A 26,169-nucleotide genomic window follows, 5' to 3' on the forward strand; every position below is an offset into this window, starting at 1 on the left:
CTCGATGCTTTGAAGATCAAGAACTCGAGGCTGAAGCCTCCACAAGGGCCAAGGCGCACTTCGGGCACAAACAGCTTTTATCAATCTGCTCGGCACTCAAGCGCGCCAATGCCTCGGCCGAAACCGTCGCGCTAAAACACCAACACTCATCGGCTGCGGTGGCGGGATCAGCCTGGGTGCACTGATTCAACTGCCCACACAGTGGGCAGCGATCGGCATCAGGGCGGGGAGGGGAGGTGGACATGGCGCCATGCTAGCTCGCGACAGGCGTTGCGTCAGCTATAACCGCAACGCCACCCCCGTGGGACCGTGCGCGCTCGGCGGCTATTTACTTTTCAGATACGCCCGCCAGCCGCCAAAGTGGCTGATATCGGTCGCCCCTGCCAAGCCATAAGGTTCGCAGATAAAGCCGCTTTCCCAGCTGCCATCGGCCAGTTGCACCTTGCCCAGCCCCAGTGGTGCCGGAATGCCGGTGAGGAACGAGCCCAGCTCGCTGCTCGGCAGTTCCCAGACCTCCACCTCGATGGCCACGCCGCCGTCGGCTACACGCATCATGCCTGGGCGAAAGGGCGGGCCGCCGGCCAGCGCCCAGAGCTGGTAATCCGCTGAGCTCTGCGTGGCTTGCAGCAGACGGCCGCCACGTTGCTTGAGCTGCCAGTTAAGCGGCAGACCGTCCAGGTGCGCGCCGCACACCACCAGCCGTGCCAGGTCGTGGCGGGCGACGGTTGCCGGCGCGCTGACGCTCAGGCTGCGCTCACCGGCCAAGGGCAGGTCGGTTTCGCACTGCAGACCTTCGGCCAGGCTCAGCAGGTACTGGTCGGTGAAGGGGCGACCAAACAGGGTTACGCCCCAGGGCAAACCATTGGCCATAAAGCCTGCCGGCACGGCGACAGCGGCGTAGTCGAGCATATTCATAAAGTTGGTGTAGTAGCCGAGGTCCGAGTTGCGTTTGACCGGTTCGGCGTCCAGCTCGGCGAGGGTCACGGGGCGCGGGTAGGCCGGGGTCAGCACGCAATCCAGCGCGGCCATGGCGCGGTCGCAGATGGCTTTGAGTTCCTGCAGACGGTACTGGGCGCGGAACAGCTGCACGGCGGTGGTGCCCGGGGCTTTGGAAAGCACGGCATGAATCACCGGCAATACCGCATCCGGCTGCGCTTCGATCAGCTCGCCAGCCACGCTGTAACGCTCGGCCACCCACGGGCCTTCATAGAGCAGGCGCGCGGCTTCGGCGAAGGGCTCGAAGTCCAACTCCACCGCTATGCCACCCAGGGCTTCGAGGTGCTTGATGGTGGCGCCGAACAGTGCCGGGCTCTCCGGGCAGCCGAGGAATTCAAGCTGCTTGGGCACGCCAAAACGGAAGCCGGGGCGTGCCACGCCAAAGGCGCTGGCATCGTTCCACAGCGGGTTTTTGCGGCTATAGGCGTCGGCTGGGTCGAGGCCGGCGGTAAGGCCGAGCAAATGGCTGGCTTCCCGGGCACTGGCGGTGAAGTAGGTGACGCAATCCAGGGTACGGCAGGCGGGAACTACACCGGCAGTGGAGAGCAGGCCTTTGCTGGCTTTTAGCCCGAGCAGATTGTTCAGTGCCGCCGGTACGCGACCGGAGCCGGCGGTGTCGGTACCCAGGGCGAAGCTGGCCAGGCCGAGTGCGACCGCCAGGGACGAACCGGCGCTGGAACCACCCGACGGGTAATCCGGATGCACGCTGTTGCGGCACGGGCCATAGGGCGAGCGGGTGCCGTTGAGGCCGGTGGCGAACTGGTCGAGGTTGGTCTTGCCCAGTGGCACGGCACCCAGGGCGATCAACTGTTGGACCAGGCTGGCCGACTTGCTTGGGGTATAGGCAAAGGCCGGGCATGCGGCGGTGGTGGGGATACCGGCGAGGTCGATATTGTCCTTGATCGCAAACGGCACTCCGAACAGCGGCAGGCTGTCGGCGCTCTTGCCATCCAGGGCGGCGAGGTAGGGCTCCAGTTCTTCTGCGCTGAGCAGATGGATAAACAGATTGAATTCAGGATTCAGCGCCGCGGCGTGTTCACGCAGCGCGCCGAGCAGTTGCCGTGGCGTGGTGGTGCCGGCCAGGTAGGTGGCTTTGACGGCGCTAAGGCGCAGGTCGTATGGGTGGTTCATAAGGTGGCTCCTTGGTACGCAACTCCCGTAGGAGCGGCTTCAGCCGCGATGCTTTTCAAGATCAAGAACATCGCGGCTGAAGCCGCTCCTACGGGGATATGAGTTGGGCTTTAGATTTCTTCCAGGACGACTACACGCTGCCCGGCGCGCACGGCCGAACCCGGTTGCACCCGCACCTCTTTGACCACCCCGTCACGCGGGGCGAGCAGGGGGATTTCCATTTTCATCGACTCGAGAATCACCAGCACATCGCCGGCCTTAACGCTGTTTCCGGCCTCCACCTGTACCTGCCAAAGGTTACCGGCGATATGGCTTTCAATGCTGTGCTGGCCGGCCGCCAATGGCGCATCTTCGCCTTGCTCGGCCAGCGCCTCTTCGCTGTCGAAGTGCGCCTGGCCGCTGGCGATCCAGCGTTCCCGTTCGGCGTTGAAGGCACCTTGCTGCTGACGGCGGAAGGCACCGATGGTGTCGGCTTCCCTGGCCAGAAAGGCTTGGTAGTCGGCGAGGTTGAGCACGCTGTGTTCGATCTGCAGGTCGTAGCGGCCCAGGGGGAAATCCTTGCGGATCTGCAGCAGCTCGTCGGCACCTACCGGGTAAAAACGGATCTGGTCGAAGAAGCGCAATAGCCACGGTTTGCCATCGAAGGCGGCGACTTCGCGGTAGCGGTTCCACATCTGCAGGGTGCGGCCAACGAATTGGTAGCCGCCGGGGCCTTCCATGCCATACACGCACATATAGGCACCGCCGATGCCCACCGAGTTTTCCGCGGTCCAGGTACGGGCCGGGTTGTATTTGGTGGTCACCAGACGGTGGCGCGGGTCCAGCGGCGTGGCTACCGGGGCACCGAGGTAGACATCGCCCAGGCCCATCACCAGGTAGCTGGCGTCGAACACGGTGCGGTACACCTCGTCGAGGTTGGGCAGGTCGTTGATGCGGCGGATAAACTCCAGGTTGCTCGGGCACCAGGGCGCGTCTTTGCGCACGGTGGTCATGTATTTCTCGATGGCCAACTGGCATGCCGGGTCATCCCAGGACAGCGGCAGGTGCACGATGCGCGACGGCACTTCCAGGTTTTGTGCGGCGCATACGGCGTCCCACTCGCCGGCGATGATGCCGAGCAGGTCGGTGAGGCTGAGGGTTTCCGGCTGGTAGTGCACTTGCAGCGAACGGATGCCCGGGGTCAGGTCGATCACGCCGTCCAGGGCTTTGGCTTGCAGGGCTTGCATCAAGGCGTGGCCACGGAAACGCAGGACCAGATCAAGCTCCGGCGCGCCGATCTCCACCAGCAGGTGGGTGTCGCCGGAAAGGCGGGCGACCAGGCGGGTGTCGTTCTCTCCAAGGTCGAGCACGATCGGCGAGGCCAAGGCGCTGGCCGCTGGCGCTACTGCCGCTGTTTGCGGCACCAGGCTGACGGACTCCTGCCGCCGGGCCTTGGCCAGCTCGCGGGCGCTGGCGATATCTACCGGGGTGAACTGCACTTTGTCCCCAGCCTTGAGTTGGCCTAGCTGCCACAGGTCCGCTTCGATAATGGTTACCGGGCAAACAAAGCCGCCCAGGCTCGGCCCATCCGGGCCGAGGATCACCGGCATATCGCCGGTGAAATCCACCGCGCCAATGGCGTATGGGTTGTCGTGGATATTGGACGGGTGCAGCCCGGCCTCGCCACCGCTCTCGCGCACCCATTGTGGCTTGGGCCCGATCAGGCGCACGCCGGTGCGGCTGGAGTTGAAATGCACTTCCCAGTGGGTGGCGAAGAAGGTGTCTATGTACTCGGCGGTGAAGTATTCGGGCGCGCCATGCGGGCCGTAAATCACCCGGATTGTGCGAACAGCTGGCAGCGGTTGGCACAGGTCGGTGTTCAGGCTGACGCCGTGGCTGTCGTCGCTCAGTGGCGGAATATGCAGCACATCGCCGGCGCGCAGGGCACGGCCACCATGGCCGCCAAACTGGCCAAGGGTAAAGGTGCTTTTGCTGCCCAGGTAGTCCGGCACTTGCAGGCCGCCGCGCAGGCACAGGTAGCTGCGCGCGCCGGCTGCGGCGATGGTGCCGAGGCTCAGGGTGCTACCGGCTTTGATCAGCAGGGTGCTGTTCATGGCCTGGGCCACGCCATCCAGGCTCAGGGGGATTTCGGCACCGGTCACCGCCACCACGGCGTCGGTGTTGAAGCGCAGGGTCGGGCCGCTCATGGTGATTTCCAGCGCGGCAGCGCCCTCGGCATTGCCCAGCAGACGGTTGCCCAGGCGTAGTGCGCGGTCATCCATCGGCCCTGACGGCGGTACGCCGACGGCCCAGTAGCCGAGGCGACCGGGGTAGTCCTGCACGGTGGTCTGGGTACCGGCACCCAGCACTTCGACGGTGTCGGCCTGGTACACCAACTGCTCCAGGCAGCGGGTCCAGGGATTGCCGCTGGCGAAGGGGGCATCTTGGATAATCTGGCGCAGGTAGTCGCGGTTGCTTTCCACGCCGTACAACACGCTCTCGCCCAGAGCGTTGTACAGCCCGCTACGGGCTTCTTCGCGGCTCGGTGCCCAGGCAATCAGCTTGGCGATCATCGGGTCGAAGTAGGGCGGAATCTCGCAGCCGGCTTCTACCCAGGTGTCGATGCGCAGGGTTTTGCCATCGGCCGGTGGAAACTGCACGGCGGTGAGCAGGCCGGGGCTGGGCTGGAAGTCGCGGCCCGGGTCTTCGGCATACAGACGGGCCTGAATGGCGTGGCCCTTGGGGCTCAGGCCCTTGATCAATTCGCTCAGCGGCGCCAGGTCACCAGCGGCGAGCTGGATCATCCAGCTCACCAGATCCACGCCCCACACCTGTTCGGTAACGCCGTGTTCTACCTGCAGGCGGGTGTTCACTTCCAGGAAGTAGAACTGGCTCGCCTCGCTGTCGTAAACAAACTCCACGGTGCCGGCGCTACGGTAGTTCACCGCCTTGGCCAGCTTGATGGCGGCGGCGCAGAGTTCCTCAGCCATGCCGGCGGGCAGGTTGGTGGCCGGGGTTTCTTCCAGCACTTTCTGGTTGCGCCGCTGCACCGAGCAGTCGCGCACGCCGAGGGCGATCACCTCGCCCTGGCCGTCGCCGAACACCTGCACTTCCAGGTGACGGGCGCGCTGGATGTATTTCTCGATAAATACCCCGGCGTCGCTGAAGTTGTTCTGCCCCAGGCGTTTTACCGCGTCGAAGGCTTCGCTCAGCTCAGCCGCCGAGCGGCACACGCGCATGCCGATGCCGCCACCGCCGGCGGTGCTTTTCAGCATCACCGGGTAGCCCACCTGCTCACCGGCGATTAGCGCGGCGTCGAGGTTTTCCAACAGCTCGGTGCCCTCGAGCATCGCCACGCCATGTTGCTTGGCCAGGGCACGGGCGGTGTGCTTGAGGCCGAACACCCGCAGTTGCTCCGGGGTCGGGCCGACAAAGGCGATACCGGCCGCCTCACAGGCTTCGGCAAAGGCGGCGTTTTCCGAGAGAAAACCGTAGCCCGGGTGAATGGCCTGGGCACCGGTCTGCTTGGCGATGGCGAGGATTTTTTCGACCTTCAGGTAGGTGCCGGCAGCGGCCCCTTCACCCAGGCTGTAGGCCTCGTCGGCCTGCTGGATATGCAGGCTGGCGGCATCGGCCTCGGAATACACGGCCACGCCTTTTACTTCCAAGGCACGCAGGGTGCGCAGAATGCGGCAGGCAATGGCGCCACGGTTGGCGATCAGCAGTTTGTTGAACATGTCGTCGAGCCCTCGAAAGGGGAGGCGGGCCGTCCCGCTGTATTAGGTGTGCACCCACGGTCGTCCGTGGTGGCGAATCGGTACTCGATCTCGTAGGAGCGGCTTTAGCCGCGATGCTTTTTATCTTTCAAGAGCATCGCGGCTGAAGCCGCTCCTACGAGATTGGCGTCCTGTTTAAGCACCTGCCCACTGCGGCTCTGGCACAAGGCAAACAACCAGCGCCGAATCAGTCCCATACGAGAAACTCCGCCGGCGTCGGGTTGTAGCCGTTGCAGGGGTTGTTCAGTTGCGGGCAGTTGGAGATCAGCACGATCACGTCCATATGGGCCACCAGCTCGACGTATTTACCGGCTGCCGAAATGCCGTCTTCAAAAGTCAGGCCGCCTTCGGGGGTGACCGGCACGTTCATAAAGAAATTGATGTTGGCGCTGATGTCGGCCTTGTTCAGGCGACCGTCGTGCAGGCTGGCGCGCAGGAAGTTGTCGCGGCAGCTGTGCATGTAGCGTTTGTCCAGGGCGTAACGCACGGTGTTGCTCTCTTGGGCGCAGGCACCGCCCAAGGTGTCGTGACGCCCGCAGGTGTCGGCGGTGATGGTCAGCAGCGGGTTGCCGAGGTTGGAGTACAAGACCGTGCCGGTGGTGAGGTACACGCGGTTCTGTTTGCGCAGGGTGCGTTGCACGTCGTAGCGCTCGCGCGGGTTGCTGGCGCTGAAGAACAGGGTGTCGACCGCCTGGTTACCTTCCAGGTCGAGCAGACGCAGGGTTTGCCCGGCTTTCACTTCTTTGAGGAACGGCTCGCCGGCCCCGATGGTGGCGCGAAATACGGCGGCTTCTTCATGGAGAGGGCTGTGGATAAGTGACATGGCGTGGCCCTCAGATGTACTGACGTTCAGTGTTGTGGAAAGCCCGGCCGTTTTCCGGACGCGAGGTGCGGCACAGCACGCTGATGCCGTGTTCGGCCACCTGGCTCCAGTTCAGCTGCACCGGCTTGGGGGCGTACTTAGGATTGGGGTCCATCGGGTGTTGCACGGCGGTAAGCACCACCAGGGTATCCATCGGCGCGTACAACTCGACGTAGTCACCAGCCTTGGAATTGTTTGCGGCAAAATGGAAGCAACCGTCGCTGTCCACCGTCACCTTGCTGAACAAATTGAGCACCATCAACAGGTCCTGCAGGTTGAGGTTCCACTTGCCCATTTCCACCAGCAGGTTGTCCACGCCATTGCGGAAGAAGCCGTTACGCAGCTCCTGGTAGCGACCGGCACCGTATTTTTCCTGCACCTCGGCAGCGTTCAGCACGCCGCCAAAGCTGTCGTGCCAGCCGCAGGTGTCGGCGGTGATGGCGGCCAGTACGCGGCCCATGTCCGAGTACAGGCAATGGCCGGCGGTGAGCTTGGCGGTGTGTTGGCCCTTGAGGCTGTCGGGCAGGTTCAGCCGCTCACTTTTCTCGGCGGCATTGAGCAGCATCAGGCTGACATTGGCACCGCCTTCGAGATCGGTAAGGCGCAGCAGCTGGCCGCGTTTGAGGACGAACGAGGTGTGGCCGCCACCGGGTACGGTTTCTTCATACAGGCTGGGGCGCAGGCTCAACGAGGCACTCATGGTCAGGCTCCTTGGTAAACGGAATGCAGGCTGCCGGTGACATGCGCCGGCAGGGCGTCGACGGCGGCACGGGTGGCGCGGCGGTCGGGGTTCAGGGGGATGTCGTAGGTAATGCGCGCGCCATAGGCATTGGGCGCATGCGGGTCGTGGCGGACCTTGTCGAACACCAGCAGGCGGGTGCCGAGGGTGAAACCTTCGGACAGGTCGTGGGTGACCATGAAGACCGTCAGCTTGGTCTCGCGCCACAGCTCCAGCAGCAGTTCGTGCATGTCTTTGCGGATGCCCGGGTCGAGGGCACCGAAGGGTTCGTCCAGCAGCAGCACTCGTGGCTGCATGATCAGCGCCTGGGCAATCGCCAGCCGTTGCTGCATGCCGCCGGAAAGCTGGGTGGGGTATTTGTCCAGGGCGTGGCCGAGGCCGACCTTTTTCAATAGTGCCGCGGCTTGCTCACGGGCATCCCGTTTGGCCTGGCCGAACAGCCGGCCGAACAGCGGTGCGCGGGGCAGTTCCAGACCCAGGGCGACGTTGTTCAGTACCGACAGATGGGGGAATACCGAGTAACGCTGAAACACCACGCCACGGCTGGCATCCGGCTCGCCCACGAGCTGTTTGCCGCCGAGCAGAATCTCGCCCTTGCTCGGCACTTCCTGGCCCAGCAGCAGGCGCAGAAAGGTCGATTTTCCGCAGCCGGAGGTGCCCACCAGGGTGCAGAACTCACCTTCGGCAACGTTGATGTTCAGGTTCTCGAGAACGACCTGGTCGCCGTAGGTTTGCCAGACGTTTTTCACCTCGATAAAGGCGCTCATGCTTTCGCTCCTTCATACCAAGGGAAGGCCAGTTGCGTGAGGCGCTTGAGGCCCAGGTCCATCAGCCAGGCCAGCAGGGTGATCCACACCACGTAGGGCAGGATCACATCCATGGCCATATAGCGGCGCACCAGAAACACCCGGTAGCCCAGGCCGTCGGTGGAGGCGATGGCTTCGGCCGCGATCAGAAACAGCCAGGCCGAGCCCAGTACCAGGCGCAGGGCAATCAGCAAGCGCGGCAGCAGTTGCGGCAGGATCACCCGCAGAATCAGGGTCCAGGTCGAGGCACCGAGGGTTTGTGCTTTGATTAGCAGCTCCGGCGGAATTTCCCGCGCCCGTTGTTCCAGGTCTCGGGCCAGTACCGGGGTGATGCCGATCACGATCAGCATGACTTTCGACAGCTCACCAAGGCCGAAGACGATAAACAGGATTGGCAAAACCGCCAGCGGCGGCACCATCGACAGCACGGTCAGCAGTGGCGACAGTGGCGCGCCGAACAGCGGCAGGGTGCCGGCGGCGATACCCAGGCACAGGCCGACCACAGCGGCGATACCCAGGCCCATGCCTAAGCGTTGCAGGCTGGAGGCGGTGTCCTGCCAGAGCAGATAACCGCCGCTGCGTTTGTCTTCTTCAAAGGCCATGCGCTTGACCGCATCGGTCATCTGCACGGCGCTGGGCAGCAGCTTGTCGTTGGGGTTGTCCGCCAACCGCGCCGAGGAGCCGGTGAAGTAGGCGAACAGCAACAGGGCGAACGGCAGCAGAATCAGCAGCAGGCGGCCGGCACCGTCGGGGTGGCGATTGATTAAACGCATGGCGGTCTCGAGTCGAGCAGCGGTTTTGGCGTAGCTTGGGCTTCGCTTTGCTCAACCCAACCTACGATTTGCCGAGGGAACATGATTACAACGTGCCATCTGCCGCCATCTGCACGTAACTCGGGTCGAAGCGCAGCTTGATGTTGCCCTGATCGCCGGTGACCTTGTCTTTGGCGAAGCTCATGCCGACGGCACCGGCGTCTTTCGCGCCTTCACCGAGCAGGCCGTGGGCGAAGGAGAAACTCGCCACCTTGTTCATGGTCTCGGGCAGTTGCGGGCTGGTGGCGAACGCCAGGGCATCCTTGGCGGTGTAGAACAGCTTGGTGGTCGCCAGTTGCGCCTTGAAGCCGGCGAGATCGGTGCCGGAAGCCTTGGCCATATGTTCCAGCGCGGCAGTGGCGCGTGGGCTGTCGGTGGTCATCAGCTCCATGATTTCGAACCAGGCACCGGTCAGGGCTTTGCCCAGCGCCGGGTTATCTTTCAGGGTGGCGGTGTTGACCACCATCATGTCCATGATCTCGCCAGGAATCTGGCTGGAGTTGAACACTTCCGTGGTGTCGGGCAGGGCTTTGATTTCTGCCAGCATCGGGTTCCAGGTCACCACCGAATTGACTTCGCTGGTGTTGAAGGCCGCGGCGATATCGGCGTCGGAGGTGTTCACCACACTCAGGTCTTTTTCGCTCAGGCCGGCAGTTTCCAGGCCGCGGGCCAGCAGGTAGTGGGACACCGACAGCTCCACCAGATTGACCGGTTGGCCCTTGAGGTCGGCGAGGGTCTTGCCCTTGCCTTTGAGCACGATGCCGTCGTTGCCATTGGAGAAGTCGCTGACCACCAGGGCGGTGGAATCGACGCCGCCGGCGGCCGGGATGGTCAGGGCATCCATATTGGTCATGGTGCAGCCATCGAACTGGCCGGCGGTGTACTGGTTGATCGACTCGACGTAGTCGTTGAGCTGCACCACGTCGATGGCGATGTTGTACTTCTTCGCCCACTTGTCGACGATGCCTTCGGCGGCCGCGTATTCCCACGGCATCCAACCGGCGTAGAGGGTCCAGCAGACACTGAATTTTTCTTTTGGCGCGGCTTGGGCGTTGAAACTGAGGGCGGCAGCAAGGCCTGTGAAAGCGAGGGAGAGCAGATAGGACTTGCGCATGAAAAACCTCCAGTTCGAGAAAAAAGCGGGCAGGCGCAACGCGGCTTGGCGTTCGTCTCCCGGGCTTTTGTCCCGCCGTGTAACCTCACTGGAGGTCGATAACTCTCGGACCAGTCACTGAGCGTTTTAAGCGCTAGCCGGAACCCTAGTCATCCATTTCGAATTGTGGTGCCGCGTACCCGGCGTGACCGGGTGAATCCTGCACGGCTGAGCTATAGCGAGAGACGTGCCAAGTTTGCGTCGGCCAGTCAGGCCGGGGGTTGGCGCAAGTCGCTGGTGATTGGCCGGAACAGCTTGTGCGCAAAAATAAGGCAGGGTTTGACGCAGCGCCGCGCTTTGGTGCGCTTATGAAATAACTGGCAATGGAATTTGATTCCCCCTACAGCGCTCCGGGGAGATTTCTGCGCTGTCCAAGACTGCGGGAACACTCAAAGAGCGGCATTCGCCCCTCGGTTCCCATGCGGTCTCAGGAGGCTGCCATGATGCGTTATCGAACCCTGCTGCTGGGCCTGATAGGCCTGTTTCTGGCTGGTTGTGCGGGTTATGACTACGACGACAATTACGACCGCAGCTATGGCCGCGGCGGTTATGGCAATACCTACGGCGCACCGGTTTATGGCGGTGGTTACAGCGTGCAGCAATACCGGGCGTACTCGGCACCGCGCTATTACTCGCCGCCGCCGGTGTATCGCCCGGCACCGCGTTATTACGTGCCGGCACCGCAACCGCGTTATTACTCCGCGCCGCACCGCGCGCCGATTCAGCAAGGTTGGAACCGGCCGGGGCGTGGGCCGGATCGGTATCACTCCCGTGGCCGGGATGATCATCGCGGTAACGACTACCGGGGTGATGACCATCGGGGTGATGATCGTGGGCGGCGGAACAATCGGTGGTGATGTTCATTAGTGCCTTTCCATCCGAAATTCTGGGTCCCAGCCTTCGCTGGGACGACGGGGTTTTTACCTCCACCATCGTCGCCCCAGCGCAGTTTGGGCCGACGGAGTTGTTACCCCTACCACCGTCGTCCCAGCGTAGGCTGGGACCCAGACTCTTGAAGCAAACGGAAACCTTCGCGGTCAATAAACCCCAGACAAACAAAAGCCCACTGTCGCCATGGCCGCTGGTCTCGTTGCATCCGAAATACTGGGTCCCAGCCTGCGCTGGGACGACGGAGTTGTTACCCCTACCACCGTCGTCCCAGCGTAGGCTGGGACCCAGACTCTTGAGTCGCACTGAAAAGTTAGCGACTACGAAAACCCCAAACAAACAAAAGCCTACTGTCGCCAAGGCCGCTGGTCTCGTTCCATCCGAAATACTGGGTCCCAGCCTTCGCTGGGACGACGGAGTTGTTACCCCTACCACCGTCGTCCCAGCGCAGGCTGGGACCCAGACTCTTGAATCGCACTGAAAAGTTAGCGACTACGAAAACCCCAAACAAACAAAAGCCCGCTCTCGCGGGCCCTTGCCGGATTCAGCAGCGTGGCGCTGGTGAATCAAGGCACATCGAACAACAGGTCAGCCTCTGGCGCCATGGCTGGCCTGGCCGCCTTTGCGGCCGGCTTCGGAGGCTTTCTGCGGGTCGTTGGCGAAGTTGCCGCCACTGTTGTGTCCACCCTTGCGACCAGCTTCCGAGGCCCTTGCTCGATCGTTGGCGAAATTACCTGGGTTTTTGTTGGTAGGCATTTTGGTTTCTCCTCTTCTATGAAGTAGTAGCAAAACCCTAATGGGCCTTACAGAAACTCTGAAGGCCCTTGCCGCGGATCGTTCGCCTGAATTAAGTCATTGGCGACAAACGGTTTTTTGATATTAAAGTGCAACTTCCCAGGCAACTTTCTTTGGTGCCGCTGTGCTTGCGTTATTGCTTGTTGGCAACTAACGGGAAATATCAGCGTGATATTCCAGTGACCGCTCATCCCCTATAGGGAACTGCCGCAGCCCGCTTCGCTCGGATACTTCACAGGCTGTGAAACCCTTGTGGCGCTAGGCGTTGCGGGGTTGCAGTGACATGAAAGGGACTATTGCAGCATGGGCGACTACCACATCAACCGTGTGCCAGAGGGTTGGCAACTGATCAAAAGGGGCGCCACACGTCCCTCCAAACGCGCCCTGACCAAGGGCCGCCTGATTCAGGAAACCGAGCGTTTTCTACGGGGCAAGGATGCGGTGCTGATCATCCACAACGAAGATGGCACCACGGTGGAAAAGACCTACCAGGCCGGCAAACTGGTGCCGCCCAAGTGGGCCAAGTGGCAGAAGGAAGAGTCTGCCAACGACCAGGAGTAGGGCGAATATCGCCTCGGGCGATATCCGCCGCTGCGATCGGCAGAGTGGCTGCCGTCGCGATTGAACGGCGGATACCCTGCGGGTATTCGCCCTACGGAACGGCAATCAGGCAGGCTGCTCTTCGTCGCGAATCAAGACGCACAGACGGCCGCTTTCGTCTTCCACGGCGTCGTATACGTAATACATCACCACTTCGCCCAGACCGGGCAACGCCGCCACGTAGTCGCCGATTTCCGCGCTGAAGTGCGCTTTGCTGCCGGGTTTGGCTTCGCTTTCAATATAGGCGTTGAAAAACAGGCCCGGATCAGCGTCGCCAAAGAAGTCCTCACGGGCTTCTTCGTCCCACTCGGCGGGGGCGTTGAACTGGCCGGCAAACAGCACCTTGCCGTCACCCAGGTCTTCTTCTTCGGCTTCCGGATCGGTTTCGTCCAGGCGGTACACCGTGCAGCTCAGCGCGTCGGCGTGGCCGAGAATAAAGGCGCGGGCGGCCATACGTTTGTCGGTATCCATTACAGACATGGGTGTCTCCAGTAGGGGCGGCGATATGCCTGCGAGCGGGCAGTGTGCCGCTCAAGCCCTGGCCTCGCAAGCGCGAGCGCCGGGGCTGCAAACACAAAGCGCCGGCCAGGACGGCCGGCGCGAGATGGGGCGGGGTTTACAGGGCGTCGACCATTGGGTCGGCATCCGCCTGCACCTGCACAAACGGCAGTTGCAGGCGGGCGCTGCTCCAGGCACGGGTGCTGTTGGTCAGTTCCAGGTTGTTGTTCAGCTTCTGGCCATAGGACGGAATGATCTCCTTCAGCTTGGCTTGCCACTCGGGGGTTTTGATCTTGTCTTTGAAGGTTTTCTCCAGCACCGACAACATGATCGGTGCCGCCGTGGACGCACCGGGCGAAGCGCCGAGCAAGGCCGCGATGCTACCGTCCGCCGAGCTCACCACTTCGGTACCGAACTGCAGAATGCCGCCCAGCTGCGGGTCTTTCTTGATGATCTGTACGCGCTGGCCGGCATGGACCAGTTGCCAGTCGGCGTCTTTGGCTTGCGGGAAGTACTCGCGCAGGGCGGCCATGCGGTCGTCCTGGCTGAGCATCAACTGGCCGATCAGGTAGGTGGTCAGCGAGGTGTTATCCAGGCCGGCGTTGGCCATGGGCAGCACGTTGTGCACGGTCAGCGCGCTGAACATGTCCCACAGCGAGCCATTGATCAGGAACTTGCTGGAGAAGGTGGCGAACGGGCCGAACAGCAGCGCTTTCTGGCCATCGATCACCCGGGTGTCCAGGTGCGGCACCGACATCGGCGGCGAGCCTACCGAGGCTTTGCCATACACCTTGGCCTGGTGCTGGGCGACGATCTGCGGGTTCTTGCTGACCAGGAATTCGCCACCTACCGGGAAACCCGCGTAGCCGTCGGCTTCCGGGATGCCGGACTTCTGCAGCAGCTTGAGCGCCGCGCCGCCCGCGCCGATAAACACGAACTTGGCTTTGACGCTTTTCAGCTGCTCGGCATTGCCCAGGTCAGCGACCACCACGGTCCAGTTGCCGTCTTCGTTACGCAGGATATCGCGCACTTCATGCTGCAGGTGCAGCGCCACGCCCGGACGGCTGCTCAGCGAGCCGAACAGCTGACGGGTGATTTCGCCGAAGTTCACGTCGGTGCCGATCGGCATGCGCGTGGCGGCGATTTTCTGCTCGGCGCTGCGGCCTTCCATCACCAGCGGAATCCATTGTTTGATCTGCGCCGGGTCCTCGGAGTACTCCATGCCACGGAACAGCGAGCTGTGTTGTAGAGCAGCGTGACGCTTGTGCAGGTAGGCGACGTTGTCGTCACCCCAGACAAAGCTCATATGCGGCACGTTGTTGATAAAGCTCTTGGGGTTGTTCAGCACCTTCTGCTCGATCTGGTACGCCCAGAACTGCTTGGAGATTTCGAACGACTCGTTGATCGCCACCGCCTTGCTGATGTCGATGCTGCCATCGGCGGTTTCCGGGGTGTAGTTCAGTTCGCAGAAGGCCGAGTGGCCGGTGCCGGCGTTGTTCCACGGGTTCGAGCTTTCTTCGGCGACCTGGCCCATGCGTTCGTAAATATCGATGCTCCAGCCCGGTTCCAGCTCATTCAGGTAGGTACCCAGGCTGGCACTCATGATGCCGCCGCCGATCAGCAGCACATCGACGGTCTTTTCCGGTTCGGGTGTTTTCGCGCAGCCGACAACGACCAGGCAGACGAGGGTTAACAACAGCTTTTTCATCAGTTCAACCATTTCCAGTTTGCTATCAGGACGGCTAAGAGCAAGACCGGGGCCAGGCGCGGCAAAGCGCCACAGCGCAAGGGTTGTAGCGGATTTGTGCGGGGCAGGATTGGCGGGATCTGGCCAGATCCCGCCGTGGCAAGGGCGGGTTTTCGCCAGCTAGTCGGCGTTGGCCGCAGCGGGCAGATGGTGGCGCAAGCGGTTGTCCGCCATGCACAGGGCAATCAGCAGGGGAATCACGGCAATCGCGGCATCCAGCAACAGCAGGGTGCGAAACGCCATGCGCAATTCTTCGCTGCCCACCTGGCCCAGGGTGGCGCTGATATGTTCCGGGTCGACACCCGGCAACAGGTGCCAGAGCAGGCTCGATAGCAGGGTCACCCCGAGTGCGCCGCCCAAGCCGCGGAACATGCCGCAGGCCGCAGTGACCACGCCCAGATGGCTGACCGGCGCGGCGCTCTGTACCGCCACCATCGAGGTGGGAAACTGCAGCCCGAGCGCCACCCCGCAGCACACCAGCAACGGCAGGCTGAGCATTTCCAGGGCGGGCGACAGAAAGGCCAGGGCCACCAGCGCCAGCGGCAGCAGCAGGTTGCCGCTGAGAATCAGCGGTTTGTAGCGCCCCAGTCGGGAGCTCAGACGACCACCGATAAAAGCCCCCAGCGGCGCGCCTATGGCGATTGCCATCAACTGGCTGGCACCGGTGCCGGCACCGCCCTGGGCATGGGCGTGCAGGGGGAACAACACCGCCAGGGCCACGGCCTGGAAATTGGCGAAAAACAGCAGGCACCAGCCGGCACGGACCGGGCCGATGCGGAACAACTCCATGGGGATTACCGGCTCGCTGGCGCGTCGTTCCTGCAGCACAAACAGCAGCAGGCCAAGCAGGGCAATCGCCAGGCCAATGGCGTTGGCCTGGGTCAGCCACTCGCGCTCCTGGCCCAGGCGGGTGATCAGCAGTAACAGACTGCCCAGGCCAATCAGCAACAGCACGCCGCCGAGATAATCCAGACGGGCCTTGCGTCGTCTTTCCGCCAGCCCCGCCAGGCGCCGCTGACTCAGCCAGATGGCCAGCACGCCAATCGGCAGGTTGATCCAGAACACCCAGCGCCAGGACAGCTGATTGCTCAGCAGGCCGCCCAGGGGCGGGCCGATCAGGCTGGCGATGGCAAACATGCCGCTGAACCAGGCTTGGTAGCGGCCCCGTTCGGCGGGGGCAATCAGGTCGCCAATCAATGCCTGGGTGGTAGCGACCATGCCGCCGGCACCAATGCCCTGCAGCGCACGTGCGCCTACCAGTTGCCACATGTCCTGGGCCAGCGCGCAGAGCACCGAGGCAAACACAAACAGACTGATGGAAATCAGCAGCAGGCGCCGCCGACCGAACAGGTCGCCAAGCTTTCCGAAAAACGGTGTGGAAATGGTCATGGCCAACATATAGGCCGACACCACCCAGGCCAGCACTTCGCTACCCGGCAATTGCAGGGCGATTTCCGGCAGGGCGACGGCGACGATGGTCTGGTCCAGCGCCGAGAGAAAGATGCCGAGCATCAGACCGAGCAGGATCTGGCGCAGTTGCTGGGGGCTTAGCGGAGTAGCGGTGGAAGCAGCGGTCACGACGGGCCCTTAACGGCTGGCAGGGAAGGGGAGTTTGCCCAAGCGCGGGCTGGCTGAACAGTGTTGTTGTGCGCTTGGTCCGTCTGCTTCGTGGGATATCGGCTGCAATAGCTGACGATGAGTTTGATTAATTGAATTTACCTACGCGGCAGCAGCTTGCTTCCGATTTATTCCGCACGCTTCCCTGGCGTCTAATTTTCCCCGGCGGTTCTCATCCGCCAATCAAGCTGCACCCGTGTATGAATTGCCGAGCGATGCGTAGAACTAAGAGTGGCAGCATCTTCATGTCGTTTAGTGGTGTTTTGGGGTTGTATCTCGTGGCTGCGTAGTTGTGGCTTTGTGCAATTCGATCAAAGGGACTCAATAGCAGGGACGCTTTTGAACGGGCTCGACAGTTCTGGCGGTTTCTGTTCGGTTCGTGATGAAAGGGGAGTCAAACCGTGAATCAGCGTCATACCAATCGTTTTTTCAACACTGTGTTGTGCACCGGACTATTCGTTCTGATGGTCCTTGTCTGCGGGCTTATGGCCCTGCTGCAAACCAACGCGTTGCGTGACAGCAACATCAATTTCCAAGTGCAGACCGTGCCCTTCAGCAGGGGTCTGGTGGAACTGGAGTCCAACCTTTCCGCGTTGGCGGGTAGCGACGCGATTCTGCGCTCGCAAGCCGACAACCGCGATCTGGACACCGCCGAGCTGATCCGCGCGCACAACTACATGGCCCGGGTATTTACCGAAGCGACGGCCTTGTCGACCATGGATTTAGGTCCCAGCCAACGTGCCACGCTGGTTGTTCTGCAGGACAATGTCTCGCGTCTGATGCGTCTGCAGGATGAGTTCGGCAATCTGGTCAGCGCCGCCCAATACGCCCAGGCGGTCGACCATTACGACAAGCAGCTGCTGGCGCAGAGCACCGACCTGGCTGCCCAGGTCAATGACTTTATTGGCCTTGCCCGGCGCTGGCAGCAAGACGATATCGACACCCTGATTTCGGTTTACACCGCCAGTTACTGGTGGATTGTGCTGTGCCTGGGGCTGGTGATTGTCGCCACCCTGTTGGCAACCGGCTGGCATCTGCAGCAGCTGGGGCGAGCCGTAACAGGGCCCGCCTGAGGCCACTCAGAGCGCGTAGTGCGCCAGCTCACGGGCGATCAGCAGGCGCTGGATTTCACTTGAGCCTTCGTAGATCTGGGTGATGCGCGCGTCGCGGTAGTAACGCTCCACCGGGTAGTCCTCCAGATAGCCGTAGCCGCCGTGAATCTGAATGGCATCTGAACACACGCGCTCGGCCATTTCCGAGGCGAACAGTTTTGCCTGTGAGGCTTCGGACAGGCAGGGATGCCCGGCGGTTTTCAGCCGCGCTGCATGCAGGATCAGCAAGCGGCTGGCATTCAGTTGGGTGTGCATGTCGGCGAGCTTATTGGCGATGCTCTGGTGCTCGATGATCGGCTGGCCGAACTGCACCCGTTCGCGGGCGTACACCAGTGCCGCTTCGAAGGCGGCCCGGGCAATGCCGAGGGCTTGCGCGGCAATGCCGATGCGTCCGCCTTCGAGGTTGGACAGGGCGATGGCCAGGCCCTTGCCGCGCAGGCCGAGCAGGTTGGCTTCGGGGATCACGCAATTGGCAAGGGTGACCGCGCAGGTATCGGATGCCTTGATGCCCATCTTCTTTTCGCTGCGGTCGACGACAAAGCCGGGGTTGTCGGTGGGCACCAGAAATGCCGACAGGCCTTTCTTGCCCAACTCCGGATCGGTAACCGCAAAGACGATGGCCAGCTTGGCGCGCTTGCCGTTGCTGACGAACTGTTTGGCGCCGTTGAGCACCCAGTGGCCATCTTTCAGCTCTGCGCGGGTGCGCAGGTTGTTGGCTTCGGAGCCGGCATGGGGTTCGGTCAGGCAGAAGCAACCGATGGCCTCGCCACTGGCCAGCGCCGGCAACCACTGCTGTTTCTGCGCCTCGCTGCCGTAGTTGAGTACCGGCCCGCAGCCCACCGAGTTGTGCACGCTCATCAGGGTGCCGGTGGCGGCATCTGCTGCAGCGATTTCTTCCACCGCCAGGGCATAGGCCACGTAGTCGGTAAAGGAGCCGCCCCAACTGTCGGGCACCACCATGCCCAGCAGCCCGAGCTCACCCATCTTCGCTACCACGCCGTCGTCGATCCAGCCGGCCGCCGCCCAGGCCTGGGCATGGGGGGCGATTTCACTGCGGGCGAAATCGCGGGCCATGTCGCGGATCATGCGTTGTTCGTCGCTCAGTTCCAGGTCGTGCATGGGGACTCTCTATCTGGTTTTGTTCTTGTTATGGATGGCGCAGCACGCCGTGCTCAGGCGTTGCTGCTGTAAAGCTTGATGATGGCGGAGAAATCCAGCTCGCCATGGCCCTGCGCGCTGAAGCTCTGGTACAGCTGTTGCGCCAGGGCACCGAGCAGGACCGGCTGTTGCGCCTGCTTGGCCGCCTCTGTGGCCAGACCGAGATCCTTGAGCATCAGGTCGGTACCGAAGCCGCCGCTATAGCCGCGTGCGGCGGGTGCGCTGTCGAGCACTCCGGGGAACGGGTTGTAGGTATCCGAGCTCCAGCAGCGGCCGCTGGAGGTGTTGATCACTCCGGCCAACACCTTGGCGTCCATGCCCAGAGTCACCCCCAGGTTCATGGCTTCGGCCACGCCGATCATCGAGATGCCCAGCAGCATATTGTTCGCCACCTTGGCCACCTGGCCGTTGCCGGCAGCGCCGCAGTGCACGATGTTCTTGCCCATGGCCGCGAGTAGCGGTTGGGCCTGGGCGAAGTCGGCATCGCTGCCGCCCACCATAAACGTCAGCGTGCCGGCTGCTGCACCACCGGTGCCACCCGACACCGGGGCATCCAGCATGGGGTTGCCCTGTTTGGCCGCCGCGGCTGCCACTTCGCGGGCGGTCATCGGGTCGATGGTGGAGCTGTCGATCAGGCGCACACCGGCGGCGACATGGGCAAGCACACCGTCCTCTCCCAGGTACACCGCTTTTACATGGCGGGCAGCCGGGAGCATGGTGATGATCAACTCGACATTGCTGCGCGCGATCTCGGCGGGGGAGGCCAGGGCGGTGGCACCGGCCTCGACCAGGCGTTGCACCGAGGCGGCAACTAGATCAAACACCTGCAGTTGATGACCCGCCTTGAGCAGATTCAAGGCCATGGGCGCGCCCATATTGCCCAGGCCGATAAAACCGATATTCATCCAGTGTCCCTCTTGTTGGAATTGTGGGTAGCACGCGTCTGACGGGTTTATTTCAAGGTGATGGTGGTGTTCACAGCGCCCACATCATCTTCATCGAACCAACGTTGGGTGACGGTTTTGGTCTGCGTGTAGAACTGCACCACTTGCTTGCCGTACGGCCCCAGGTCGCCAAGTTTGGAGGCCCGTGAGCCAGAGAAGGAGAAGATCGGCACCGGCACCGGAATCGGCACATTGATGCCCACCTGGCCAACGTCGATCTCCTCCTGGAAGTGCCGCGCCGCAGCGCCGGAACGGGTGAAAATCGCCGTGCCGTTGCCATTCGGGTTGGCGTTGATCAGGGCGATGGCTTCATCCAGGGTGGCGGCGTTGAGCACGCAAAGCACCGGACCGAAAATTTCCTCACGGTAGATACGCATGCGCGGGGTGACGTCGCTGAACAGGGTCGGGGCAATAAAGTTGCCGCGTTCGAAACCGGCCACCGTCGGATTGCGGCCGTCCAGGGCCAGGGTCGCGCCTTCTTCAACACCCGCAGCAATCAGCCCGTGGATGCGCTCCAGCGCCGCGCAGGACACCACCGGGCCGAGGTCGGCACCGGCTTCGGTGCCGGCGTTCAGACGCAGGGTTTTGCTGCGCTCGACCAACTCCGGCAGCCAGGTCTGCGCCTCGCCCACCAGAATCACTGTGGACAGCGCCATACAGCGTTGTCCCGCCGCGCCAAAGGCGGCACCCACCAGATTGTTGAGGGTTTGCTGGCGGTTGGCGTCGGGCATCACGATGGCGTGGTTTTTCGCCCCCATCATGCACTGCGCGCGTTTGCCGTTCTGGGTGGCGCGGTTGTACACATGGGTGCCGACCTGGGTCGAACCGACAAAGGACACCGCCTTGATCTCCGGGTGATCGCAGAGCCGGTTCACCACCTCGGCACCGCCGTGCACCACGTTGAGCACACCGGGTGGCACGCCAGCCTGCATGGCCAATTCAGCCAGGCGCATGGTCACCATCGGGTCCTGTTCGGATGGCTTCAACACAAAAGTGTTGCCGGTGGCGATGGCCATGGGGAACATCCACAGCGGGATCATCGCCGGAAAGTTGAACGGGGTGATGCCAGCGCACACCCCCAGAGGTTGCAGCAGGGTGTAGGTATCGACGCCGCCAGCTACATTGTTGGCCAGCTCGCCCAGTTGCAGATTGCCGATACCGGCGGCGTGCTCCACCACTTCCAGGCCACGGAACACATCGCCCTCGGCGTCGGCCAGGGTTTTGCCCTGCTCGGCGGTCAGCATGGCCGCCAGCTCGCTCATATGTTCGCGGATCAGTTGCTGGTACTTGAGAAACACACGGGCGCGGGCACCGATTGGGGTTTTGCGCCAGGTTTTAAATGCTTGCGCCGCGGCATCGATGGCGGCGTCCACTTCCGCAGGCGTGGCGAACGGCACGCGCGCCAGTACGGCCTGGGTCGCCGGGTTGACGATGTCGCGCCACTGGCTGCTGGTGGAGTCGATCAGCTCGCCGCCGATCAGAAGTTTCACGTTGGGAATGGTCGTTTGCATTGTTGTTTTGACTCCGGCATGAGCGGGGTTGGGCAAATCGAGACCTGGCTGAGCTTAGCAGTGTGGTTTTCGTCGATATAGGGTGGCGTTGTGCTGGCTTTCGGGAATTGTCCTACGCGAATTTGACCTGACTTCTACAGAGCGTTTTCTGCTTATTCCTCATCCTCGCCTCACACTTTCTTGGCGAGTTTCCATCATGCAACGTCCATCCGATAACGCTCATCTGGTTCCATCTCCTCGGCTGCTCAGCTTCACCGGCAGCGCTCTTCTTCTCCTGTACGGGCTAGGTGCCCAACCCGACTTCCCCGCCAGACTCTGTGATTGGCTGAACTGCGGCCAGCACTTCCTGCTTTCGTTGTTCTAAAACTCACCGCTCGGAGCGCTTATGGCTCCGCCGGCCTGGCCGCCAGCAAGGTGTCATACAGCGCCTGGGCGGCCACCGACAATTCATGATCTGCCTTACGCAAAATCCCAATAGCCCGCTCGATAACTGGTTCACGCAAGGTGAGACAGCGAGCGCCCAGCTCATGCATCTGCTGCACACATAACGCCGGCACCGCACTTACCCCCAAGCCATTGGCAACCATCCGACCGACAGTCGCCAGTTGGTGACTTTCGAACACCACCGGTAATTTCAGCCCACGCTGGCGCAAGTGATCTTCCAGCATCACGCGCACGGTGGAGGGGCGTTGCAGGGTGACAAAGGGGTGCTCCAGCAGGCTGGTCCAGTCCACTTCCTTGCGTTCGGCCAGCGGCGAATCGGCGGCTACTACGGCGACAAAACGATCCAGATACAGGGGCGTGAAGTGCAGGTTGGCATCGGCCTCCGGGGCGAAGGCGATGCCCAGTTCCACCTGGCGGTCGCGCACCATCTCGATCACCTGCTCGTTGACCACGTCATTGACCGTGACATTGACCTTTGGATGCCGCGCGCGAAATTGCACCAACAGCGGCGGTAGCAGGTTGCAGGCAAACGAGGGCATGGCCGCCAGGGTTACCCGGCCTTGCTGCAGGGTGAAGCGCTGACGCAGTTGGTCTTCGGCATTTTCCCAGTCAGCCAGCAGACGGCGAGCCAGCGGCAGCAGGGCCTCGCCCTCGGGGGTCAGGCTGACATTGCGCGTGGTGCGGCTGAACAGGCGTCCGCCCAGGCCTTCTTCGAGGCCTTTGATGGTCAGGCTCAGGGCCGATTGCGACAGGTACAGGCGCTCGCCCGCCTGGGCAAAGCTCAGGCTTTGCGCCACCGCCAGAAAGGCCCGCAGTTGTTTGATGGTCATCTCGGCCCCTCCGCTAAGGGAACAACACTGTGCTGATTTATCAATCAATCCATTTTAAAAATCAACTTAACAAATAAATTGCGGCGCACAACACTCTTGGCACTGGGCCCTTTGGCCCTCACCAAAACAAGAGAGGCGCCGCAGATGGCAGGTTTCGATAAACGTGTGGGTTCTTACGAGGAGGCATTGGCTGGCCTCGAAGACGGGATGACGGTACTGGCCGGCGGTTTCGGCCTGTGTGGTATCCCGGAAAACCTGATCGCCGAGATCAAGCGCAAGGGCGTTCGCGACCTGACGGTGGTCTCCAATAACTGTGGCGTCGATGGTTTTGGTCTGGGCGTGCTGCTGGAAGACCGGCAGATCCGCAAGATGATCGCCTCCTATGTGGGCGAAAACGCCCTGTTCGAGAAGCAACTGCTCAGCGGCGAGCTGGAAGTGGAACTGACCCCACAAGGCACTCTGGCCGAGAAGATGCGCGCCGGCGGTGCCGGCATTCCGGCCTTCTTCACCGCCACCGGGGTCGGTACGCCGGTGGCCGAAGGCAAGGAAGTGCGTGAGTTCAACGGTCGCGAATACCTGATGGAGGCTTCCATCACCGGCGATTTCGCCATCGTCAAAGGCTGGAAGGCCGATTGGTTCGGCAATGTGGTGTACCGCCACACCGCGCAGAACTTCAACCCGCTGGCGGCCACCGCGGGCAAGATCACCGTGGTCGAGGTGGAAGAAATCGTCGCCCCTGGCGAGCTGGATCCGACCCAGATCCACACCCCCGGCATCTATGTTGATCGCCTGATTTGCGGGCGCTTCGAAAAGCGCATCGAACAACGCACCGTGCGTGCCTGATCGCCACCCCCTTTGCAGAGAGAACAACACTATGGCGCTTACCCGCGAACAAATGGCCCAGCGTGTCGCCCGCGAATTGCAGGACGGCTTCTACGTCAACCTCGGTATCGGCATTCCAACCCTGGTGGCCAACTACGTGCCTGAAGGCATGGAAGTGATGCTGCAATCGGAAAACGGCTTGCTCGGCATGGGGGCGTTTCCCCGTGCTGAAGAGATCGATGCCGATATGATCAACGCCGGCAAACAGACCGTGACGGCGCGGACCGGCGCATCGATTTTTTCCTCCGCCGAATCCTTCGCCATGATCCGTGGCGGCCATATCGACCTGACGGTGCTCGGTGCTTTCGAGGTGGATGTGCACGGCAATATCGCCTCCTGGATGGTGCCGGGCAAACTGGTGAAGGGCATGGGCGGGGCGATGGACCTGGTGGCCGGGGCGGAAAATATCATCGTCACCATGACCCACGCCTCTAAAGACGGTGAATCGAAACTGCTCGGCAAATGCACCCTGCCGCTGACTGGTGCCGGTTGCATCAAGCGGGTGCTCACCGACCTGGCTTATCTGGAAATCGCCAACGGCACCTTTGTGCTGAAAGAACGTGCGCCTGGGGTGAGTGTCGAGGAGATCATCGCCAAGACCGCGGGCGAACTGGTGGTGCCCGAGCACGTGCCGGAAATGCAGTTCTGAGGAGCGCAAAGCCATGCAAGACGTCGTAATCGTTGCCGCCACCCGTACCGCCGTCGGCAGTTTCCAGGGCTCGTTGGCCGGTATTCCTGCCGTTGATTTGGGCGCTGCCGTAATCCGCGCCCTGCTGGAACAAACCGGCCTGAATGGCGCAGAAGTGGATGAAGTGATCCTCGGCCAGGTGCTCACCGCTGGTGCCGGCCAAAACCCCGCGCGACAAACTGCGATCAAGGCCGGTCTGCCGGTTGCCGTACCGGCGTTGACCCTGAACAAGGTCTGCGGCTCTGGTCTGAAAGCCTTGCACCTGGGTGCCCAGGCCATTCGTTGTGGCGACGCCGAGGTGATCATCGCCGGTGGCCAGGAAAACATGAGCCTGTCGCCGTACGTAATGCCGGGTGCTCGCACCGGCTTGCGCATGGGCCACTCGCAAGTGATCGACAGCATGATTACCGATGGCCTGTGGGATGCCTTTAACGACTACCACATGGGCATTACCGCCGAGAATCTTGTGGATAAGTACGAGATCAGCCGCGAAGCCCAGGACGCCTTCGCCGCCGGCTCTCAGCAGAAAGCCGTGGCCGCCATCGAAGGTGGGCGCTTCAAGGATGAGATCACGCCGATCCTGATCCCGCAGCGCAAGGGCGACCCGGTTGCCTTCGCCACTGACGAACAACCGCGTGCCGGCACTACCGCCGAGGCGTTGGCCAAACTGAAACCCGCCTTCAAAAAAGACGGCAGCGTGACAGCTGGCAATGCCTCCAGCCTCAACGATGGCGCTGCCGCCGTGCTGCTGATGAGCGCCGCCAAAGCCAAGGCCCTGGGTCTGCCGGTGCTGGCGAAAATCGCCGCCTACGCCAACGCTGGGGTAGACCCGGCGATCATGGGCATCGGCCCGGTGTCGGCGACCAAACGCTGCCTGGAAAAAGCCGGCTGGACCCTCGACCAACTGGACCTGATCGAAGCCAACGAAGCCTTCGCTGCACAAGCGTTGTCGGTGGGCAAGGAGTTGGGTTGGGACGCGAGCAAGGTCAACGTCAACGGCGGTGCCATCGCCATCGGCCACCCCATCGGCGCATCAGGCTGCCGCGTGCTGGTGACCTTGCTGCATGAAATGATCAAGCGGGACGCCAAGAAAGGCCTCGCCACCTTGTGTATCGGTGGCGGGCAAGGCGTGGCGCTGGCCCTGGAACGCGCGTAACGCTATTGACCTCGTAGGAGCGGCTTGAGCCGCGAAAACTGCGCGCACATTCGCGGGCCAATCGCGGCTAAAGCCGCTCCTACGGGTTCACCGTTTCCAGGAATCGCGGCTAAAGCTCCTCCCACAAAAAGCAGGCTCCGGCTAGCGCAGCGATATCCGCTTGAGCAATTTACCCAGCTCGGCAAAATCCCGCACCGGATAAAAATTCGCCAGCCCGGCGAATTCGCTGAAATCCGTCTCGCCATACCCCGCCACCAGCGCCCCGGCGCTGATGCCGGCCTGCACCCCCGGCACACTGTCATCTACCAGCAGACACTGGTTTACCGGCACACCTAGCAGGGCGGCGGCGTGCACGATCAATTCGGGGTTGGGCTTCCAGGCGCTGACCTCGTAGGCGCTGACGATCCGCGTGCCGAATACCTCAAGCAATCCGACCGCCCCCAGGCTGGTTTCGATCTTCTCCCGTGGGCCATTGGAGGCCACACAGATAGGTAGCTGCAGCTTGCGCACAAAGGCGACGGCACCGGGCATCTGCTGCACCTGATCGCGCAGCAGCGGCAAGCTGCGCCGGCGAAAGTCCGCTGCCAGTTGCGCGCCATCGAGTGCCGGGAACAGGGTGCCCAGCTCGTCGATAAACTGGGCGAAGGGGATACCGCGAAAACGCCGCAGCACTTCCTCTACGGTCAGCTTGCTGTGTTGTTCGGCTAGCAGCTGTTGCAGCAAGTGCGCGGCAAGGCGCTCGCTGTCCACCAGGGTGCCATCGCAGTCGAAAATCAGGCCGGCAATCGTCACGGGGAGGGGCTCGTCTAAATTAGGGCGAACAATTCTGACCACAGTGACGTCGCAGGGTTTTCCCCAGCCCTCAATACGGCAGGCCCGGGTAATTATCGTCAGAATAAAAAAAGCCCCATCTAGGACGGGGCTCTTGGGTTAAGGTTCATGGGTGGTATTACCGTTTCGTGGGCCTGTTAGGGAGTGATAGCATTTGGCCTTATCTGCGGCTGTTCATCGGTCTACCCGAGCTTCCTCTGGTTCCAAGCCGTCT

23 protein-coding genes and 1 riboswitch are annotated in these 26,169 nt (G+C 62.2%); of the genes, 6 read left to right on the forward strand and 17 right to left on the reverse strand.

All coding sequences use genetic code 11. The features are described 5' to 3' along the window. Positions 1-16: 16 nt before the first annotated feature. The 8 genes from ACVW0Y_RS17910 to ACVW0Y_RS17945 form a co-directional block, all read right to left on the reverse strand. Positions 17-244 (reverse strand): cysteine-rich CWC family protein, encoded by a 228-nt coding sequence (locus ACVW0Y_RS17910; protein ID WP_457440051.1) that lies wholly within the window; start codon positions 242-244, stop codon positions 17-19. Between the two features lie 80 nt (positions 245-324). Further along, positions 325-2,127: an allophanate hydrolase gene (atzF, locus tag ACVW0Y_RS17915; protein ID WP_457440053.1), complete on the reverse strand. Its 1,803-nt coding sequence runs from the start codon at positions 2,125-2,127 to the stop codon at positions 325-327. A 110-nt stretch (positions 2,128-2,237) separates the two neighbouring features. Beyond that, positions 2,238-5,843 (reverse strand): urea carboxylase, encoded by a 3,606-nt coding sequence (gene uca, locus ACVW0Y_RS17920; RefSeq protein ID WP_457440055.1) that lies wholly within the window; start codon positions 5,841-5,843, stop codon positions 2,238-2,240. 226 nt (positions 5,844-6,069) lie between these two features. Next, positions 6,070-6,705: an urea amidolyase associated protein UAAP2 gene (locus ACVW0Y_RS17925; RefSeq protein ID WP_457440057.1), complete on the reverse strand. Its 636-nt coding sequence runs from the start codon at positions 6,703-6,705 to the stop codon at positions 6,070-6,072. A 10-nt stretch (positions 6,706-6,715) separates the two neighbouring features. Further along, entirely contained in the window at positions 6,716-7,444 is a 729-nt protein-coding gene (locus tag ACVW0Y_RS17930) for an urea amidolyase associated protein UAAP1 (protein ID WP_457440059.1), read from the reverse strand. Between the two features lie 2 nt (positions 7,445-7,446). Then, on the reverse strand, positions 7,447-8,250 hold the full coding sequence (locus tag ACVW0Y_RS17935) for an ABC transporter ATP-binding protein (protein WP_457440061.1): 804 nt from the start codon (positions 8,248-8,250) through the stop codon (positions 7,447-7,449). After that, positions 8,247-9,062 (reverse strand): ABC transporter permease, encoded by an 816-nt coding sequence (locus ACVW0Y_RS17940; RefSeq protein ID WP_457440063.1) that lies wholly within the window; start codon positions 9,060-9,062, stop codon positions 8,247-8,249. Before ACVW0Y_RS17940 ends, ACVW0Y_RS17935 begins: the two co-directional genes overlap by 4 nt. Positions 9,063-9,147: 85 nt before the next feature. Then, positions 9,148-10,215, reverse strand: coding sequence for a putative urea ABC transporter substrate-binding protein (locus tag ACVW0Y_RS17945; protein ID WP_457440065.1), 1,068 nt, complete (start codon positions 10,213-10,215; stop codon positions 9,148-9,150). 54 nt (positions 10,216-10,269) lie between these two features. Further along, positions 10,270-10,375, reverse strand: a riboswitch (guanidine-I (ykkC/yxkD leader). A 319-nt stretch (positions 10,376-10,694) separates the two neighbouring features. On the opposite strand from ACVW0Y_RS17945, the gene ACVW0Y_RS17950 reads away from it, so the two are divergent. Next, complete coding sequence (locus tag ACVW0Y_RS17950) at positions 10,695-11,111, forward strand: hypothetical protein (protein ID WP_457440067.1); 417 nt, start codon at positions 10,695-10,697, stop codon at positions 11,109-11,111. A gap of 619 nt (positions 11,112-11,730) precedes the next feature. On the opposite strand, the gene ACVW0Y_RS17955 is transcribed toward ACVW0Y_RS17950, so the two are convergent. After that, positions 11,731-11,898: a con-10 family general stress protein gene (locus tag ACVW0Y_RS17955; RefSeq protein ID WP_108099367.1), complete on the reverse strand. Its 168-nt coding sequence runs from the start codon at positions 11,896-11,898 to the stop codon at positions 11,731-11,733. A gap of 342 nt (positions 11,899-12,240) precedes the next feature. Between ACVW0Y_RS17955 and ACVW0Y_RS17960 the strand changes: the two genes are divergently transcribed. Continuing rightward, complete coding sequence (locus tag ACVW0Y_RS17960; RefSeq protein ID WP_457440069.1) at positions 12,241-12,498, forward strand: DUF2188 domain-containing protein; 258 nt, start codon at positions 12,241-12,243, stop codon at positions 12,496-12,498. Positions 12,499-12,603: 105 nt separating this feature from the next. On the opposite strand, the gene ACVW0Y_RS17965 is transcribed toward ACVW0Y_RS17960, so the two are convergent. The 3 genes from ACVW0Y_RS17965 to ACVW0Y_RS17975 all read right to left on the reverse strand — a co-directional run bounded on the left by ACVW0Y_RS17965 (position 12,604) and on the right by ACVW0Y_RS17975 (position 16,294). Beyond that, positions 12,604-13,017 (reverse strand): hypothetical protein, encoded by a 414-nt coding sequence (locus tag ACVW0Y_RS17965; RefSeq protein ID WP_457440071.1) that lies wholly within the window; start codon positions 13,015-13,017, stop codon positions 12,604-12,606. Positions 13,018-13,153: 136 nt separating this feature from the next. Further along, on the reverse strand, positions 13,154-14,743 hold the full coding sequence (locus ACVW0Y_RS17970; protein ID WP_457440073.1) for a malate:quinone oxidoreductase: 1,590 nt from the start codon (positions 14,741-14,743) through the stop codon (positions 13,154-13,156). Between the two features lie 159 nt (positions 14,744-14,902). Beyond that, a complete protein-coding gene (locus ACVW0Y_RS17975; protein WP_457440230.1) occupies positions 14,903-16,294 on the reverse strand; it encodes an MDR family MFS transporter in 1,392 nt (463 codons plus the stop codon). A gap of 506 nt (positions 16,295-16,800) precedes the next feature. On the opposite strand from ACVW0Y_RS17975, the gene ACVW0Y_RS17980 reads away from it, so the two are divergent. Continuing rightward, a complete protein-coding gene (locus tag ACVW0Y_RS17980) occupies positions 16,801-17,472 on the forward strand; it encodes a hypothetical protein (protein WP_457440075.1) in 672 nt (223 codons plus the stop codon). 6 nt (positions 17,473-17,478) lie between these two features. On the opposite strand, the gene ACVW0Y_RS17985 is transcribed toward ACVW0Y_RS17980, so the two are convergent. The 4 genes from ACVW0Y_RS17985 to ACVW0Y_RS18000 form a co-directional block, all read right to left on the reverse strand. Continuing rightward, the gene (locus tag ACVW0Y_RS17985) at positions 17,479-18,630 is read right to left on the reverse strand and encodes an acyl-CoA dehydrogenase family protein (RefSeq protein WP_457440077.1); all 1,152 of its coding nucleotides are present in this window, start codon (positions 18,628-18,630) and stop codon (positions 17,479-17,481) included. Between the two features lie 53 nt (positions 18,631-18,683). Next, positions 18,684-19,574, reverse strand: a complete 891-nt coding sequence (gene mmsB, locus ACVW0Y_RS17990) for a 3-hydroxyisobutyrate dehydrogenase (RefSeq protein ID WP_457440079.1) — start codon at positions 19,572-19,574, stop codon at positions 18,684-18,686. Positions 19,575-19,621: 47 nt separating this feature from the next. Next, complete coding sequence (locus ACVW0Y_RS17995; RefSeq protein WP_457440081.1) at positions 19,622-21,124, reverse strand: CoA-acylating methylmalonate-semialdehyde dehydrogenase; 1,503 nt, start codon at positions 21,122-21,124, stop codon at positions 19,622-19,624. A gap of 383 nt (positions 21,125-21,507) precedes the next feature. Further along, on the reverse strand, positions 21,508-22,398 hold the full coding sequence (locus ACVW0Y_RS18000) for a LysR family transcriptional regulator (RefSeq protein ID WP_457440083.1): 891 nt from the start codon (positions 22,396-22,398) through the stop codon (positions 21,508-21,510). A gap of 144 nt (positions 22,399-22,542) precedes the next feature. On the opposite strand from ACVW0Y_RS18000, the gene ACVW0Y_RS18005 reads away from it, so the two are divergent. Genes ACVW0Y_RS18005 through ACVW0Y_RS18015 form a run of 3 tightly spaced genes read left to right on the forward strand, consistent with a single transcriptional unit; the run spans position 22,543 to position 25,124 of the window. Next, positions 22,543-23,241, forward strand: a complete 699-nt coding sequence (locus ACVW0Y_RS18005) for a CoA transferase subunit A (RefSeq protein WP_457440085.1) — start codon at positions 22,543-22,545, stop codon at positions 23,239-23,241. 31 nt (positions 23,242-23,272) lie between these two features. Beyond that, entirely contained in the window at positions 23,273-23,929 is a 657-nt protein-coding gene (locus ACVW0Y_RS18010) for a CoA transferase subunit B (RefSeq protein ID WP_457440086.1), read from the forward strand. Between the two features lie 13 nt (positions 23,930-23,942). Continuing rightward, positions 23,943-25,124, forward strand: a complete 1,182-nt coding sequence (locus tag ACVW0Y_RS18015; RefSeq protein ID WP_457440088.1) for an acetyl-CoA C-acetyltransferase — start codon at positions 23,943-23,945, stop codon at positions 25,122-25,124. Between the two features lie 141 nt (positions 25,125-25,265). On the opposite strand, the gene ACVW0Y_RS18020 is transcribed toward ACVW0Y_RS18015, so the two are convergent. Continuing rightward, the gene (locus ACVW0Y_RS18020; RefSeq protein ID WP_457440090.1) at positions 25,266-25,916 is read right to left on the reverse strand and encodes an HAD-IA family hydrolase; all 651 of its coding nucleotides are present in this window, start codon (positions 25,914-25,916) and stop codon (positions 25,266-25,268) included. Positions 25,917-26,169: the final 253 nt, after the last annotated feature.

It is taken from the genome of Pseudomonas sp. TE3786, from assembly GCF_054057335.1.